Source organism: Nocardioides humi (genome assembly GCF_006494775.1).
In the GTDB taxonomy this organism is placed as follows: Bacteria; Actinomycetota; Actinomycetes; order Propionibacteriales; family Nocardioidaceae; genus Nocardioides; species Nocardioides humi.
On sequence record NZ_CP041146.1, the window covers coordinates 4,926,333 to 4,941,715 of the forward strand.

15 protein-coding genes are annotated in these 15,383 nt (G+C 72.3%); 4 read left to right on the top strand and 11 right to left on the bottom strand.

Features of this window, described 5'->3' with window-relative positions; all coding sequences use genetic code 11:
* Position 1: 1 nt before the first annotated feature.
* Entirely contained in the window at positions 2–1,645 is a 1,644-nt protein-coding gene (locus tag FIV44_RS23800) for a copper resistance CopC/CopD family protein (RefSeq protein WP_181410794.1), read from the top strand.
* Between the two features lie 14 nt (positions 1,646–1,659).
* Here FIV44_RS23800 and FIV44_RS23805 read toward each other — a convergent pair whose 3' ends face one another.
* Complete coding sequence (locus tag FIV44_RS23805; RefSeq protein ID WP_141006613.1) at positions 1,660–2,556, bottom strand: hypothetical protein; 897 nt, start codon at positions 2,554–2,556, stop codon at positions 1,660–1,662.
* The gene (locus FIV44_RS23810) at positions 2,553–3,671 is read right to left on the bottom strand and encodes a calcium:cation antiporter (RefSeq protein ID WP_141006614.1); all 1,119 of its coding nucleotides are present in this window, start codon (positions 3,669–3,671) and stop codon (positions 2,553–2,555) included. The genes FIV44_RS23805 and FIV44_RS23810 overlap by 4 nt, the downstream gene beginning before the upstream one ends.
* A gap of 109 nt (positions 3,672–3,780) precedes the next feature.
* Between FIV44_RS23810 and FIV44_RS23815 the strand changes: the two genes are divergently transcribed.
* Positions 3,781–5,682: a TIGR03960 family B12-binding radical SAM protein gene (locus tag FIV44_RS23815; RefSeq protein WP_246087063.1), complete on the top strand. Its 1,902-nt coding sequence runs from the start codon at positions 3,781–3,783 to the stop codon at positions 5,680–5,682.
* Between the two features lie 138 nt (positions 5,683–5,820).
* Here the strand turns inward: FIV44_RS23815 and FIV44_RS23820 are convergent, their stop codons facing one another.
* From FIV44_RS23820 to FIV44_RS23835, 4 genes are all read right to left on the bottom strand, one after another.
* Positions 5,821–6,417 carry a hypothetical protein gene (locus tag FIV44_RS23820; protein WP_141006616.1) on the bottom strand — a complete coding sequence of 199 codons (597 nt, stop codon included), beginning with the start codon at positions 6,415–6,417 and terminating at the stop codon, positions 5,821–5,823.
* 75 nt (positions 6,418–6,492) lie between these two features.
* Positions 6,493–6,939, bottom strand: a complete 447-nt coding sequence (locus FIV44_RS23825) for a hypothetical protein (protein ID WP_141006617.1) — start codon at positions 6,937–6,939, stop codon at positions 6,493–6,495.
* Entirely contained in the window at positions 6,936–7,157 is a 222-nt protein-coding gene (locus FIV44_RS23830) for a DUF4190 domain-containing protein (protein WP_141006618.1), read from the bottom strand. The genes FIV44_RS23825 and FIV44_RS23830 overlap by 4 nt, the downstream gene beginning before the upstream one ends.
* Before the next feature lie 10 nt (positions 7,158–7,167).
* The gene (locus FIV44_RS23835) at positions 7,168–7,899 is read right to left on the bottom strand and encodes a DUF4190 domain-containing protein (RefSeq protein ID WP_141006619.1); all 732 of its coding nucleotides are present in this window, start codon (positions 7,897–7,899) and stop codon (positions 7,168–7,170) included.
* Between the two features lie 113 nt (positions 7,900–8,012).
* On the opposite strand from FIV44_RS23835, the gene lhgO reads away from it, so the two are divergent.
* Positions 8,013–9,473: an L-2-hydroxyglutarate oxidase gene (lhgO, locus tag FIV44_RS23840; protein WP_141006620.1), complete on the top strand. Its 1,461-nt coding sequence runs from the start codon at positions 8,013–8,015 to the stop codon at positions 9,471–9,473.
* Here lhgO and FIV44_RS23845 read toward each other — a convergent pair.
* Positions 9,379–10,395, bottom strand: a complete 1,017-nt coding sequence (locus tag FIV44_RS23845; RefSeq protein WP_141006621.1) for a lysylphosphatidylglycerol synthase domain-containing protein — start codon at positions 10,393–10,395, stop codon at positions 9,379–9,381. The two genes, lhgO and FIV44_RS23845, sit on opposite strands and share 95 nt — an antisense overlap.
* 141 nt (positions 10,396–10,536) lie before the next feature.
* On the opposite strand from FIV44_RS23845, the gene FIV44_RS23850 reads away from it, so the two are divergent.
* Positions 10,537–11,496, top strand: coding sequence for a Gfo/Idh/MocA family protein (locus FIV44_RS23850; RefSeq protein WP_141006622.1), 960 nt, complete (start codon positions 10,537–10,539; stop codon positions 11,494–11,496).
* Here the strand turns inward: FIV44_RS23850 and FIV44_RS33360 are convergent.
* The 4 genes from FIV44_RS33360 to FIV44_RS23870 all read right to left on the bottom strand — a co-directional run bounded on the left by FIV44_RS33360 (position 11,493) and on the right by FIV44_RS23870 (position 15,381).
* A complete protein-coding gene (locus tag FIV44_RS33360; RefSeq protein ID WP_141006623.1) occupies positions 11,493–11,945 on the bottom strand; it encodes an acyltransferase in 453 nt (150 codons plus the stop codon). The genes FIV44_RS23850 and FIV44_RS33360 overlap by 4 nt on opposite strands.
* Before the next feature lie 8 nt (positions 11,946–11,953).
* On the bottom strand, positions 11,954–12,877 hold the full coding sequence (locus FIV44_RS23860) for an NAD-dependent epimerase/dehydratase family protein (RefSeq protein ID WP_141006624.1): 924 nt from the start codon (positions 12,875–12,877) through the stop codon (positions 11,954–11,956).
* A 75-nt stretch (positions 12,878–12,952) separates the two neighbouring features.
* On the bottom strand, positions 12,953–14,146 hold the full coding sequence (locus FIV44_RS23865) for a glycosyltransferase family 4 protein (protein ID WP_141006625.1): 1,194 nt from the start codon (positions 14,144–14,146) through the stop codon (positions 12,953–12,955).
* 131 nt (positions 14,147–14,277) lie between these two features.
* Positions 14,278–15,381, bottom strand: a complete 1,104-nt coding sequence (locus tag FIV44_RS23870) for a DegT/DnrJ/EryC1/StrS family aminotransferase (protein ID WP_141006626.1) — start codon at positions 15,379–15,381, stop codon at positions 14,278–14,280.
* Positions 15,382–15,383 lie beyond the last annotated feature (2 nt).

Here is a 15,383-nt window from a genome sequence, read left to right on the forward strand (position 1 = left end):
CATGCGGCGTGCGCCGGCGTACCTCTCCGCCCTCCTGCTCGCCGTCCTGACGGTGCTCGGGACGGCGGGGCCGGCGTCGGCGCACGCCACCCTGGTCTCCACCGACCCCACCGAGGGGAGCGTGCTCCCCGAGGCGCCGTCGTCGGTCACCTTCACCTTCGACGAGCCCGTCCAGCTGGTGCCCGACGGGCTGATGGCGTTCGACGCGCAGGGCGAGCGGGTCGACGTCGACCCGTCCGCCAAGGGCGTGGAGGTGACCGGCGAGCTGCCCGGCGACCTCGACGACGGGACGTATGTCGTCACCTGGCGGGTGGTCTCCGCCGACGGCCACCCGATCGCGGGCTCGCTGACCTTCCACGTCGGCGCCCCCAGCCCGAAGGTGGTGCCGCCGCAGACCGGCCCGGCCGACCCGGGGGCGGTGCCGACGGTGCAGGGGATCGTCCACGGGCTCGACTACGCCGCGCTGCTGCTCGCCGGCGGGCTGGCGATCTTCCTGGGCTGGACCTCGCGCGGGGTCCGCCTCGCCGACGACGTACGACGGCGCGTGGTCCGCGTGCTCCGCGGCAGCGCGCTCGTGGCGGTCCTGGCGGCGGCCGCCGCCGTACCCCTGGCGGGTGCGTACCAGCTGGGCTCCGGCCTCGGCGGCGTCCTCGACCCGGCCTCCTTCGACCCGGGCCTGGTGCAGGACGACCTCCAGGTGCTGGCGCTCCAGGTCGCCGGGCTCGGCGTCGCGGCCTGGGCGGCGGGACAGGGCCGCTCGTCGCTGGTCGCCGATCTCGTCACCGCGCTCGCGGTCTGGTCGCCGGCGCTGGTCGGCCACACCCGCGCGTACGAGCCCACGACGCTGCTGGTGGTCACCGACGCGCTCCACCTCACGGCGGGCGCGGTCTGGCTCGGCGGCCTGGCCGGCCTGGCGCTCACCCTGCCGTCCGTCGCCGGGCGCCCGAAGGACGCCGCCCGGCTGCTCGCCCGGTTCTCGACCGTGGCCGCCGGCCTGCTCGCCGCGCTCGCCCTGTCCGGCGTGCTGATGGGCTGGCGGATCGTCGGCTCCTGGGCGCGCCTGGTCGAGGAGACCTACGGCCGGCTGCTGCTGGTCAAGGTCGCGCTGGTGCTGGTGGTCGTCGCGATCGCGGCGTTCAACCGGTTCCGCCTGGTGCCGCGGGTCGCGCAGGACGGCGGGCACGACCGGCGCCGGCGGGCGAGCGGCCTGGTCCGCCGTACCGTGCTCGCCGAGGCCGCCCTCCTCGTCGCGGTCCTCGGCGTCACCGGCTTCCTCACCCAGAAGCCGCCCGGCGGCGAGGCGCCCGGCCAGGCGCAGACCGCCGACACCGGCGTCGCCACCGGCGTCGTGGACGACGACCTCAAGGTGCTCGCCGTCGTCGACCCCGGCCCCGGCCTGCAGCGCCGGCTCATCGTCCAGGTGCAGAACCTCGCCGGCGACCCCCTCGACCTGTACGACGCCCCCGCGGTCGCGCTGCGCTCCGACAGCGTCGACCTCGGCGCGATCAGCGTGGTCCCGGCCGGCTCCGGCACCTACACCGCGGACGTGGTCTTCCCGCACACCGGCGCATGGAGGCTGCAGGTCAGCATCCGGGTCGACGAGTTCACCAGCCCGGTGGCGACCGTCGACCTGCAGGTGCGGTGATCAGCCGGCGGTGATCAGCCGGCGGTGGTCACCGGCGCGGTCACGGCCAGCTGGTGCAGCAGCCCGTCGACCCGCACCTGCAGGAACAGCCGGTAGTCGCCCGGCTCGGTGAAGACGGTGTGGAAGGTCAGCACGGTGCCGTCCTCGTCGACCTCGGGCGCGCCGTACGGGTGCACGTGGACGAACCCGCGCGAGTCGACGGCGAAGCCGGTGAGGTGGGCGCTGGTGCCGAGGTAGCTGCCGAGGGTCACCGGCTCGCCGTCGGCGTCGGTGACCCGCAGCCGGAGCCGGCCGTTGGACCCGACCTCGCCGGACGCGAGCAGGCGTGCCCGCACCACGCCGTCGTCGCCGGTCTCGGCCTCCTCGCCACGGGGGACGTCGACCGGGGTCCAGTCGCCGGCGACGCGCAGCGTCGTGCCCAGCACGATCGGGGTCGCCGGGCCCTGCGTCGTCGACTGCTGGGGGATGAACTCCGCGACGACCCGCCACCGGCCGGGCTCGCCGAGGTCGACCCGCGCGGTCCAGGTGCCGTCGTCGGCCAGGGTCGGGTGGAGGTGCCGGAACTGGGAGAGGTCGTCGCGCACGACGTACAGGTGGAGCAGCTTGGTCTGCTCCTCGGTGTAGGTCAGCAGCGGGGCGCCGGCGGGATCGAGGATCCGGAAGGACACCTCGCCGATGCCCTGGGGGCCGGGCAGGCGGACGTCGGTCATCCGGTAGCCCTCGACCTCGGCGCTGGTGCCGTCGCCTACCGGGTTGCCGACCGGCTGCACGCCCGAGCCGCCGTCCTTCGCGGGGGTGAGGACGATCCGGTCGGGGTCGGCGGTCGGCTCGCCGGACGAGCAGGCGGCGAGGCCCAGCGCCAGGACGGCGGCGGTCCCGGCGGTGAGCGCGCGCGTCGTACGACGGCTCACGGCGAGACCGTCAGCAGCAGGAAGGCGGCGAGCAGCAGCAGGTGGACGATGCCGTTGAGCGGCTTGGCGCGGCCGGGGACGACGGTGAGCACGCCGACGACCACGGAGAGCATCAGCAGGACGAGCTGCATCGGCTCGAGGCCGAGCGCGAGGTCGCCGTCGAGCCAGATCGAGGCGACGGCGATCGCGGGGATGGTCAGGCCGATGGAGGCCATCGCCGAGCCGTAGGCGAGGTTGAGGCTGATCTGCACCCGGTCGCGCAGCGCGGCCCGGACCGCGGCGATCGTCTCCGGCGCCAGGACGAGCATGGCGATCACGACGCCGACGACGGCGTGCGGGAAGCCGAACCAGTCGACGGCGTCCTCGATCGAGTACGACTCGACCTTGGCCAGCCCGACCACGGTCACCAGCGCGATCACCAGCAGGGCGACGCTGGTCCAGGTCTCGCGGGTGGTCGGCGGGTCGGCGTGGGTGTCGGCGTCCGTGTCGGTCTCCGACGTCCAGCCGCCGGGCGTGGAGGTCGTGCCGGGCAGGAAGAAGTCGCGGTGCCGGACGGTCTGGGTGAAGACGAAGGAGCCGTACAGCACGAGCGAGGCGAGCGCCGCGAAGGTCAGCTGGTCGCCGGTCAGCACCGGGCCGGACTCGCTGGTGGTGAAGGTCGGGACGACGAGGGTGAGGCCTGCGAGGGTGATCACGGTCGCCAGCGCGGAGCCGGTGCCCTCGGGGTTGAAGACCGCGAGATGGTGGCGCAGCGCGGCCACCACCAGGGACAGGCCGACGATGCCGTTGACGGTGATCATCACCGCCGCGAAGACGGTGTCGCGGGCCAAGGTCGCGGTCTCGCCGCTGCCGGAGACCACGAGCATCACGATCAGGCCCACCTCGATGACCGTCACCGCGACCGCCAGCAGCAGGGATCCGAACGGCTCGCCGACCTTGTGGGCCACGACCTCCGCGTGGTGAACGGCGGCGAGGACCGAGCCCACGAGGGCGACGCCGATCAGGCTGGCCGCGACCGGGCCGGGGTGCGTTCCCCAGCTGACCGCCAGCACGATCGCCGCGACGGGTGGCGTGAAGACCGTCCACCCGAGTCGTCCAGAGGTGGAGGCGCTCATGGTGCGCGATTCTACGGGGGTGCCCAGCGACGATACCGCCCGGACCCGGAACCCCTCGTAGAATCGGCGTCATGTCCGTCGAGTCCGTCTTCCCCGGCTGGAGCCGCACCTGCTGTCGGTGTCCAAGCCGATCCAGTACGTCGGCGGCGAGCTCAACATGGTCTCGAAGGACTGGGACGCCGCCGAGGTCCGCTGGGTGCTGATGTACCCCGACGCCTACGAGGTCGGCCTGCCCAACCAGGGCGTGCAGATTCTCTATGAAGTGCTGAACGAGCGCGAGTGGATCCTCGCCGAGCGCACCTACGCGGTGTGGCCCGACATGGAGCAGGTGCTGCGCGAGCAGCAGATCCCGCAGTTCACCGTCGACAACCACCGCCCGGTCGGTGCCTTCGACCTGTTCGGCGTCTCGTTCTCGACCGAGCTCGGCTACACCAACCTGCTCACCGCGCTCGACCTGGCGGGCATCCCGCTGCACGCGGTCGACCGTGACGAGTCGCACCCCGTGGTGATCGCGGGCGGGCACGCCGCGTTCAATCCCGAGCCGATCGCCGACTTCATCGACGCCGCCGTGCTCGGCGACGGCGAGGAGGTCGTGCTGCGGATCTCCGACGTCGTGCGGGAGTGGAAGGGCGAGGGGCGGCCCGGGGGACGACTGGAGCTGCTGCGTCGGCTCGCCGTCTCGGGCACGGTCTACGTGCCGCGGTTCTACGACGTGGAGTACGCCTCCTCGGGGGAGATCGCGGCCGTCGTACCCAACCACGCCGACGCTCCCGACCGGGTCCGCAAGCACACGCTCATGGACCTCGACCAGTGGCCGTACCCGCGCAACCCGCTGGTGCCGCTCGCCGAGACCGTGCACGAGCGGTTCTCGGTGGAGATCTTCCGCGGCTGCACGCGCGGCTGCCGGTTCTGCCAGGCCGGGATGATCACCCGCCCGGTGCGGGAGCGGTCCATCGAGACCATCGGCGACATGGTCGAGAACGGCATCCGCAAGACCGGCTTCGAGGAGGTCGGGCTCCTGTCGCTGTCCTCGGCCGACCACACCGAGATCGGCGACGTAGCGACCGGCCTCGCCGACCGCTACGAGGGTTCCAACGTCTCGCTCTCCCTGCCGAGCACCCGGGTCGACGCCTTCAACATCACGCTGGCCAACGAGTTCTCCCGCAACGGCCGCCGCTCCGGCCTCACCTTCGCGCCCGAGGGCGGCAGCGAGCGGATGCGCAAGGTGATCAACAAGATGGTCACCGAGGACGACCTGATCCGCACCGTCGCCGCGGCGTACTCCCACGGCTGGCGGCAGGTGAAGCTCTACTTCATGTGCGGCCTGCCCACCGAGACCGACGAGGACGTGCTGCAGATCGCCGAGCTCGCCAAGCGCGTGATCGCCACCGGCCGCGAGGTCTCCGGCCGCAACGACATCCGCTGCACCGTCTCCATCGGAGGCTTCGTCCCCAAGCCCCACACGCCCTTCCAGTGGGCCGCGCAGCTCGACAGCGAGACGACCGACGACCGGCTGCGGCAGCTGCGCGACGTCGTCCGCGCGGACAAGAGGTTCGGCCGCGCCATCGGCTTCCGCTACCACGACGGCCAGCCCGGCATCATCGAGGGACTGCTCTCCCGCGGCGACCGCCGCGTCGGCCGGATCATCGAGGAGGTCTGGCGCGACGGCGGCCGCTTCGACGGCTGGAGCGAGCACTTCTCCTTCCCCCGGTGGGTCGCTGCCGCCTCCGCCGCACTCGAGGGCACCGGCGTCGACCTCGACTGGTACACGCTGCGGGAGCGGGGGTACGACGAGGTGCTGCCCTGGGACCACCTCGACTCCGGCCTCGACAAGGACTGGCTGTGGGCCGACTGGGAGGACGCCCTCGCCGTCGGCTCGGGGGAGTCCGACGTCGAGGTCGAGGACTGCCGCTGGACGCCCTGCTACGACTGCGGTGTCTGTCCCGAGATGGGCACCGAGATCCAGATCGGGCCGACGGGGCAGAAGCTTCTGCCGCTCAGCGTGGTCTGAGGGTGGGGTGCTCTCCGTCGGGGACTGGAGCTCGTCCCGACCCTCGGAGTAGACTTCACCAAGAGCCTCCTCCCGCTGGGATGTGAGGAAGTGAAGCCGGGATCCCCGCCGGACGACGGGACCCGGCTTTCGCGCGTCTCAGGTCAGTTCGATCGTGATCTCCTCGACGCTCGCACCGAGGAGATCACGGGGCGTCGGGTTGCGTCCCTTGCGTTTCGCGCCGACCGCGCCGGCGACGGCATCGGGTACCCAGAGCATCGGCTCGTCCAAGGGGCGAGCGAAGTCGACGAAGGTGTCGCCTGGCAGGAGTCGTTTGCCGCGGACCGCCGCCACCATGGCAAGATCCTTCGCGTTGAGGGACTCCGTCCTGGTCTCCAGCCAGATCCGCTGGACACCGAGCCCCGCCAACTCGATGAGCAGCCGTTCCATGCATAGACGCCTCGCTCGCTCCTGCCGGCGCGAATCGACGGGGATCCCGATCACCACGGTGTGGAGCAGGTCCTGGGCCGCGATCGCCGTCGCGATCTCGATCTGCCGTCGATCGGACTCGTCTCGCCAGTGCAGGCGCCTGGCGCTGGGCAGAAGAAGGCCACGGAGCGCCTCTCGAACCGATGGACATGTCTCGCTCGCCGTCATCGTGGCCGCGAGCAGGTAGGAGGGACGCTGGACTCCCGGGCCGCTGTGGACGGACTCGTCCACCCACGCGTGGAGGACACCCGAGCCCGTGGCGCTCATGGAGCGGAGTGTTGCAACTCGGTCCGACACGATGTGCGCTCACTGCGCGACCCGACTCGTGGACCGGAACCCTTCTCACGCGCCCTCCGTGCCCAGGTCGTCGCCGATGCGCCCGACGAGCTTCTTCCCGTCGCGCCGCTCGAGGTGGCAGAAGAAGTCGTCGCCCCGCTTCGGCTCGGACTCGTCCAGCGAGTCCGACTCGACGCGCACGAAGTAGTCGCCGCTCTCGATCGCCGACCGGTAGGTCGCCTCCAGGCCGGGCAGGCCCGCGCAGAACTCCGCACGCGAGACGTCGTCGAACCGGTCCGCCAGGGCGCTGTCGAACCGACCCACCCAGATCACCTCGCCGGCGTGCGGCTCAGCGCACGACGCCTTGATCGGGTCGTCGAGGAAGTCGATGTCGATGCACTGACCCACCTCGGCGTCCCGCTCCCACACGGTCCGGCTGCCCATGACCACCGCGAACGCGAGGAACGCCACCGCCGCCACGGTCACCACGATCCCGACCACGAGACCGGTCACCGCCGCCCACCGCCCGAGCGAGCGCCCTGCCGCGTGCGGAGGATCCCCGCGACGCCGAGCCCGATCCCCACCGGCGCGGCGCAGCAGGTGAGCGAGCAGACGAGGGCGGCGATCGAGAGCCCGTCGTACGGCGCGCGGCTGGTGCCCGGGTACGCGCCGTCGTACGGGTTGGAGCCGGGCTGGTACGGCGGGTAGTCGCCGCCGTAGGGGTTCGTCATCGGCGCTCGGTCAGAGGAGCGGCTCGGTCAGCTCGTCGTCCGGCTCGACGTAGCAGACCAGGTGATCGCCGACGGAGACGTCCTTCGGGTCCTCGATGACCGCCTTGATGTCGGTGAGGTGCTCGGCGAGCTTGGCGAGGTCGTCGGGCGCGATGACGGTGGCGCAGTAGGACACCATGCCCTCCTCGATGTCGTCGAGGTTGTCGTCGGTGACCTCCTCGACGCCGACGATCTCGGCGTCGTGCTCCTCGGTGCACTCCTTCTTGCGCAGGAGCACCTTGCCGTCGTCCTCGTCGACGTCGACGCACTGGCCGACCTCGGCGCTGCTGGGAGTGACGATCGTGTTGCCGAAGAACACCGCCGCCGCGACGAAGCCGCCGCTGACCAGGGACATCAGGATGCCGATCACGATGCCGGCGACGGCCAGGCCGCGGCCCTTGCGCTGGCCGCCCTTGGTGCGGGAGAGGCCGACGAAGCCGAGGACGACGCCCACCGGCGCGAGGCAGCACAGCAGGCTGGTGACGAGCGCCGCGATCGAGATGCCGTCGGTCTTCGGCGGCAGCTCGCCGGAGCCGCCCGGGAAGCCGCCGGGGCCGCCGTACCCGCCGCCGGGGCCGCCGGGGCCGCCGGGGCCGCCGGGGCCGCCGGGGCCGCCGTACGGCGCGGGCTGGCCGTAGGGGCTCTGTCCGCCGGGCTGCTGGCCGTAGGGGTTCTGGGGCGGGTTGCCGTAGGGGTCGCTCACGCGGGACACCCTAGGCGAAGCGCCGCCCCCGGACAGGCAACTCGGTCCAAGCCGGCTGGGAGTCCGCTGGGGCCCGGCTGGGGGCGGGTCGTGTGCTCACTAGACTCCTCGGCATGCCCGATCCCTCCCGTCACGACTACGTGGTGGTCGGCGGTGGGATCGTCGGCGCCGCGACCGCCCGCGCCCTGACCCTGCGCTTCCCCGGCAAGCGGGTGCTGCTGCTCGACAAGGAGCCCGGCTTCGGCCGCCACCAGACGGGACACAACTCCGGCGTCATCCACTCCGGGATCTACTACGCGCCCGGGAGCCTGAAGGCCGAGCTGTGCCGGGCCGGTGCGGCGGCGACCGAGCGCTTCGCGGAGGAGCACGGCATCCCGTGGCAGCGGATCGGGAAGCTGCTCGTGGCGACGACGCCGGCCGAGGTCGCGGGCATGCACGCGCTCGCCGAGCGCGCGGAGGTCAACCGGATCCCCGCGACCCTGCTCACCGCCGCGGAGCTGCGCGAGCGGGAGCCGCACATCGCCGGCCTGGGAGCGCTGCACCTGACCTCGACCGGCATCACCGACTACGGCCGGATCAACGTCGCGCTGGCCGGCCTGGTCGAGCAGGCCGGCGGCACCCTGATGACCGGCACCGCCGTCACCGGCGTCCGCGAGACCGGGAGCGAGGTCGTCCTCGCGACGACCTCCGGCGACGTCGTCGCGGACTACGTCGTCTACTGCGCCGGGATCCAGGCCGACCGGGTCGCCGCGATGGCCGGCGTGGACGTCGACTTCGCGATGATCCCGTTCCGCGGCGAGTACTACGACGTCCGCCCCGAGCGCGCCGACCTCGCCCGCACCCTGATCTACCCGATCCCCGACCCGGAGCTCCCGTTCCTCGGCGTCCACCTCACGCCGACCGTCGACGGCGGCCTCAACGTCGGGCCCAACGCCGTGCTCGGCCTGGCACGGGAGGGCTACCCGAAGTTCTCCTTCGACCGTCGCGACGCCCTCGACATCGCCCGGTTCCCGGGGATCTGGCAGGTCGCCCGCAGCAACGTGCGCACCGGCGCCCGCGAGCTGTGGAACTCGCTCTCGAAGCGCGGCTACCTCAAGCTCTGCCAGAAGTACTGCCCCGAGCTGCGGCTCGAGGACCTCACCCCGCGCGAGGCCGGCATCCGCGCGCAGGCGGTGATGCGTGACGGCTCGTTCGTCCACGACTTCCTGCTCCGGGAGACCCCGCGTGGTCTGCACGTCGTGAACGCGCCGTCGCCGGCGGCGACGTCCGCCCTGCCGATCGCGGACGAGATCGTCCGGCGCGTCGCACTGGCGCAGGGGCCTGACCGGGTGCGATCGACCGATGGGTGCGCGGCGGCGCCCAGGAGACGCGGCACCGGGCTGTCGGCGTCCGGCGACGCGGTGTGGATGGTCAGCGGCGTCGGGGTGGACGACCTGAGGCTCACCGCGCTCGCTTCCCCAGCCCTGAGCCGAGCCTGCTTCAGGCCTCGTCGTCCCCGATGCCCGGGTCGTGGTGGATGGGTCCGTTCCGGCGCCGCTCGTAGACCCCGACGGCCGCGGCACCGGCCGCGGTGACGATGTCCGCCGCGGTCAGCAGCACGCGGGACACGGCGGCCAGCGCGATCGCCGTACCGGTGCCGACGTGGGGGGCCAGCGCGGTGACGATGACCAGCTCGCGCACGCCCGCGCCGGAGGGCAGGACGAAGAAGAACAGCCCCGAGATCATGGCCACGGCCATGGTGCCGACGCAGGTGAGCAGGAGACCGGCGCCGTTGGCGCCCACGCCGTCGGCGAGCAGCCACAGGTGGGCGCCGAAGAACACGTACGACGCCACGGCGGCCGCCAGCGACAGCGCGACGGCGCGCCCCCGCACGGGGTGGTCGCGTTGCGGGCGCCGGAGCAGCGCGAAGCCGAGACCCACCAGCCGGTCGAGGATCCGCGGGTGGAGGCACACCAGCCCCACGGGCAGCAGCAGGTAGAGCCACTGCAGGGGCGCGAGCGACGCGTCGTTCTCGATCAGCGACGGGATGACCAGTGCGCCGGTGAGCAGTGCCGCCACGACCGCGACGGCGAGGGAGAAGACGGTCGCGGTGAAGATCCGGGCGCGCGCGAGGCCGGCCCGCCGGCCCAGCTCCATCTGGAGCACGTACGCCCACACCGATCCGGGGAGGTACTTGCCGAGCTGCCCGACGAGGAAGATCTGGGCGCCGCGGGCGGCGCCGATCGGCTCGCCGATCTCGTCGACGAGGAACTGCCAGCTCAGCGTCGAGCAGGCGATCGCGATGGGGAGCGCCACGAACGCCGGCAGCAGCGTCGTCCACGACATCGCGCCGATCGTGTCCCGGACCTCGGTCCAGTGCGCGTTGATCGTCCAGAACGCCGCCGCGACCACGGCCAGCACCAGCGCGATCCGGCCCCAGTGGACGAGCCGCCCCCGCAGCGTCGCGGCAGGAGCGGGCGACGTCGCCGTGGTCGGCATCTCGTCGTACGTGGACATCGTGATCTCCGGTCGGGAGGGGTCGAGGCAGGGCGCGAACGCTCCATCCTGCCTCACGACGGGCGCGATCCGTGGATCCTGGACGACGGTGTGCCTCGGGTACAGTTCCCGCGTCCTGACGTCCAGTGCTAGGTCTGCCGCATGTCTGCACCGCTCCGTGTCGCCCTCATCGGTTCCGGGTCGATGGGTCGCAACCACGCCCGGGTCATCGCCACCGGCGAGCGGACCGATCTCGCGGTCGTGGTCGATCCGGACGAGGCCAACGGCCGCGCGGTCGCCGAGCTGCACGGGACCTCGTGGGCGCCCTCGCTCGACGGCCTGAGCGGCGTCGACGCCGCGGTGATCGCCGCGCCGACCGAGCACCACTTCGACCTCGCCGGCGATGTCATCGGCCGCGGCCTGCCGCTCCTGGTGGAGAAGCCGCTGTGCCCCTCGCTCGCGCAGACCCGGGAGCTCGTCGAGGCCTCGGCACGAGCCGGCACCCCGCTGATGTGCGGCCTGCTGGAGCGGTTCAACCCGGCGGTGATGGTGGCCATGCGGATGGTGGAGGCGCCGCTCTACGTCCGTGCGACCCGTCACTCGCCGTACGCACCGCGGATCAAGACCGGTGTCGCGTGGGACCTGCTCGTCCACGACGTCGACCTGGTCGTGCGGGTCTTCGGCGGCGACCACCCCGACAAATTCGATGTGGAGGTCGGGCAGTACCACCCCCAGTCGGTGCCGGGCGCGGAGGACATCGTGGAGGCGTCGCTGCGCTTCTCCGGCGGCGGCATCGCGTCGGTGTCGGCCAGCCGGATGGGGCAGACCAAGGTCCGCACCATGGTGATCCAGGAGCTCGACCGGATGATCGAGGTCGACCTGCTGCGCCGCGGCCTGACCAGCTACCGCCACGCCACCGTCGCCGAGGACGAGGGGATGAGCGGGTTCCGTCAGTTCACCGAGATGGAGATCCCCGACATCGCCGGCGTCGAGCCGCTCGTCGGGCAGCTCAACCACTTCGTCGACCTCGTCGCCGGCAAGGTCGACGTCGACGTGGAGCGCGACTCGATCCTGCCCGCCCACCGGGTGGTCGACGAGGTCCTGGCCCTGCGCTCCGCCTAGTCCGCCGGGTCCGCCTCGTCCGGGGTGACGAACGCCGGCCGCGTCGGGTCGCTCAGGTCGACGCTCGCCACCGCACGTGCCGGTACGCCGGTCACCACCGTGCGCGCCGGGACGTCGGCGGTCACGACGGCGCCGGCGCCGATCACGGCCTCGTCCCCGATCACGACACCCATGTTGACGACCGCGCCGGCGCCGATGAAGACCCGGTCGCCGATGCGGACCGGAGCCCGCTCCACCTCGGTGAACCGGCGCCCGCTCACGCACCGCTTCGCCGAGGAGTGCGTGTAGATCTGCACCCCCGACGAGATGTCGCAGCCGCTGCCGATCACCAGGCCGCCCGACCCGTCGATGACGGTGAAGGCGCCGATCCAGGTGCCCTCGCCGATCTCCGGCTCGCCCACGATCCAGGCGTGCTCGTGATATGGGTTCGGGGGCAGCGAGCCGGTCACGGCAGCGCTCAGTCGGCGTTGACGAGGTCGGTCATGCCCTTGCGGACCTCGATGCTGGCCTCGAAGCCGAGCACCTCCTTGGCCCGCTGGACGTCGGCCGCGCGGCGGCTCACCAGCACGTCGCGGGGGTTGAAGATCGGCGCGACGTCGGCGCCGACCGCGTTGATGAGGATCTCGGCGAGGTCCTTGATCGAGGTGTCGATGCCGGTGCCGACGTTGACCGGGACGTTGTCCTGCTCGCAGTCGAGGGCGAGCGCGATCGAGCGGGCGATGTCGTGGACGTGGATGAAGTCCATGGACTGCTCGCCCTTGCCGTCGATGACCGGGGGCTCGCCGTTCTTGAGCCGGTTGACGAAGTGGTTGATGACCGAGGTGTAGTAGGCGGTCGTCTTCTGGCCCGGTCCGTAGACGTTGAAGAACCGCAGCGCGATCCAGGACAGGCCGCTGCGCCGCTGGTAGAAGCCCAGCAGGTCCTCGCCGGCCCGCTTGGAGATGCAGTACGGCGTCTGCGGGTCGAGCCGGTCGTCCTCGTGCATCGGCAGCCGCTCCGGGTCGCCGTAGACCGACGCGGACGAGCAGTAGACCAGTCGCTGCACGCCGTGGTCCGCCGCGGCGGCGAACACGTTGTGGTTGCCGATCATGTTGATGTCCATCGACTCGTAGGGGTCGGACTGGCTCTTGTTGATCGACACCGCCGCGGCGTGGATGACCTTGCTGCAGCCCTTCATCGCGGCGTGCACGGCACCGCCGTACCGCACGTCCTGGTCGATGAGCTCGACGTCGTCACCGAACGCCGCCACGGCGTCGCGGTCGCCACGGAACATGTTGTCGAAGATCCGGACCTTGTAGCCCTTCTCCAGCAGCATGGGGACGACGTGCAGGCCGATGAAGCCGGCGCCTCCGGTGAAGAAGACGGTCTCAGCTGAAGTCATGGTCGGTGGGGCTCCTCTGGGCGGTTCGGGTCGGGTGGGCTCGGCGGCCGGGCCTCCGGCAGGCTACCAATGCGGTCAGACGGGCACGGGGGCGGCAACGAGGTCCTCGAGGACCTCCAGGTGCCGGTCGAGCACGCGTTCGATGGCGAAGTGCTCGTCGACCACCGCGCGCGCCCGGGCCCCGACCTCGCGGGTCGCCTCCGGGTCGTCGAGGGCGCGGATGATCCGGCTGGCGAGGCCGGGCACGTCGCCGACCTCGCACATGTAGATGTCCTCGCCGTCCACCATGGGGATGCCGGGGAAGTTGTCGATCCGGCCCCACGCGACGACGGGCACGCCGGCGGCCATCGACTCCAGGGTCGCCGTGCCGAGGCCCAGGCCCTGCTCGTGGGACTCGACCCGGGCCGCGGCCAGCAGGTGGGGGATGTCGGACTTGGGCACCGCGCCGAGACTGCGGACGGCGTGCGCGACGCCCAGCTCCTGGGCACGCTGGAGGAAGACGTCGTAGTAGACCCGACCGACGACGGCCAGGACGGCGTCCGGGTGCCTCTCGAGGATCGCCGGCAGCGCCTCCACCAGGCCGATCCGGCTGCGCAGGGGGATCACGTGGCCGACGGAGAGGATCACCGGCGTGTCCTCGTCGACGCCGATCAGCTCGCGGCCGCGCGCGGCCTCGCCCGCCCGCACCCAGTCCGGGTCGACCCCGACCGGGATCGGGACGAGGTCGCGCCATCCCCGGCGGTACCGCTCGTCGATGTAGTCCTGCATGTAGCTGTCCATCACGACCAGCGACGGGCGGGTACGCCGCAGCCGCGGCGCGACCAGCGTGGCGTCGAGGAGGCGGAAGGCGTGCCGGTAGCGGGCGACGGGGTTCTCCAGCCGGGTGTGGATGCTCAGCAGGACCGGGATGCCGCGCCGACGGGCGTACGCGCCGGTCGACCAGGTCAGGTCCATGAACTGGCCGTGCTGGTGGATCACGTCGGGCCGGAAGTCGTCGAGCAGGGCGGCCAGGCGGCGGCGCAGGCTGGGGCGCGTCGCGAAGGACAGGTCGAAGGAGACGGCCAGTCTGCTCTCGGGCAGCGTGACCGCGGGGAACCGGACGATGCGGATCCCGTCACGCTCCTCCTCCGCCGGCGCGTCCTGGTAGGCCGCCGTCACCACGAGGACCTCGTGCCCACGGCGCGCGTAGCCGCGGGCCAGCGCGTCGCTGAGGTGGGCGCTGCCGCCCACGCGCGGAGGGAAGAAGTTGTTGACGACGACGATGCGCACGCTCTGCAGACTCCGTTCGAGGCCGGGCTGCTGGTCGGACGGTCCGGCCGCGCACCGACGGGCCAGCGCAGCATCCTACCGACCGGGTACCGGACGGGAGAATCTCCGCAGGTCGCCCGGCGGGTCCGGGCTCAGGAGCCGGCGCGCACGGTGCTGTTGACCGCGCCGACGATGCGCTCGAGGTCGGCCCGGGTGAGCGAGGGGTGGACCGGGAGCGAGATGACCTCCCGCGCGGCGCGCTCGGTCTCGGGCAGGTCGAGTCCCTGCGCGAACCTCGTCAGCGAGGCCAGCCGGTGGTTGGGGATGGGGTAGTAGACCCCGGTGCCGACCTGGTGCTCCTCGCGCAGCGCGGTGACGATCCGGTCGCGCTCGGCCCCGTCGACCCGGATCGTGTACTGGTGGTAGACGTGCGTCGCGCCGTCGGCGACCGGCGGGACCGCGACCCCCTCCAGGTGGGCGTCGAGGAACGCCGCGTTCGACCGGCGGGTCGCCGTCCACCCCTCGACCTTGGTCAGCTGGACCCGGCCGATGGCGGCGTGCACGTCCGTCATCCGGTTGTTGAGGCCGACCACCTCGTTGGCGTACTGGCGCTCCATGCCCTGGTTGCGCAGCAGCCGCACCTGGCGGGCGAGCTCGTCGGACGCCACCGAGACCATGCCGCCCTCGCCCGAGGTCATGTTCTTGGTGGGGTACAGGCTGAACATCGCGACGTCGCCGAAGGTGCCGACCGGTCGGCCCTGCCAGGTCGCGAGGTGCGCCTGCGCGGCGTCCTCGAACAGCTGCAGGCCACGCTCGGACGCGAGCGCCGCGAGACCGTCGACGTCGGCCGGGTGGCCGTAGAGGTGCACCGGCATGATCGCCCGGGTGCGCTCCGTGACGGCCGCCCGCACGGCGTCGGGGGAGAGGCAGAAGTGGGCCGGCTCGATGTCGGCGAACACCGGCGTCGCACCGGTCAGCGCCACGGCGTTCGCGGTCGCGGCGAAGGTGAAGGACGGCACGATCACCTCGTCGCCCGGCCCGATCCCCGCCGCGAGCAGGCCGAGGTGCAGGCCCGACGTGCCCGAGTTGACCGCCACGCAGGTGCGGCCGGCGGTGACCCGTGCGGCGAACTCCGTCTCGAAGGCCGCGACCTCCGGGCCCTGCGCGATCATGCCGGACCGGAGCACGCGGTCGACCGCGGCGCGCTCCTCCTCGCCGATGATCGGCTTGGCGGGCGGGATGAGCTCTTCGGGCATCG

Bases quoted from the DNA above. Each gene is read 5' to 3' on its own strand.
- FIV44_RS23800 (WP_181410794.1), top strand. From the start codon at position 2: ATGCGGCGTGCGCCGGCGTACCTCTCCGCCCTCCTGCTCGCCGTCCTG.
- FIV44_RS23810 (WP_141006614.1), bottom strand. From the start codon at position 3,671: ATGAGCGCCTCCACCTCTGGACGACTCGGGTGGACGGTCTTCACGCCA.
- FIV44_RS23820 (WP_141006616.1), bottom strand. From the start codon at position 6,417: ATGAGCGCCACGGGCTCGGGTGTCCTCCACGCGTGGGTGGACGAGTCC.
- FIV44_RS23830 (WP_141006618.1), bottom strand. From the start codon at position 7,157: ATGACGAACCCCTACGGCGGCGACTACCCGCCGTACCAGCCCGGCTCC.
- lhgO (WP_141006620.1), top strand. From the start codon at position 8,013: ATGCCCGATCCCTCCCGTCACGACTACGTGGTGGTCGGCGGTGGGATC.
- FIV44_RS23845 (WP_141006621.1), bottom strand. From the start codon at position 10,395: ATGTCCACGTACGACGAGATGCCGACCACGGCGACGTCGCCCGCTCCT.
- FIV44_RS23850 (WP_141006622.1), top strand. From the start codon at position 10,537: ATGTCTGCACCGCTCCGTGTCGCCCTCATCGGTTCCGGGTCGATGGGT.
- FIV44_RS23860 (WP_141006624.1), bottom strand. From the start codon at position 12,877: ATGACTTCAGCTGAGACCGTCTTCTTCACCGGAGGCGCCGGCTTCATC.
- FIV44_RS23870 (WP_141006626.1), bottom strand. From the start codon at position 15,381: ATGCCCGAAGAGCTCATCCCGCCCGCCAAGCCGATCATCGGCGAGGAG.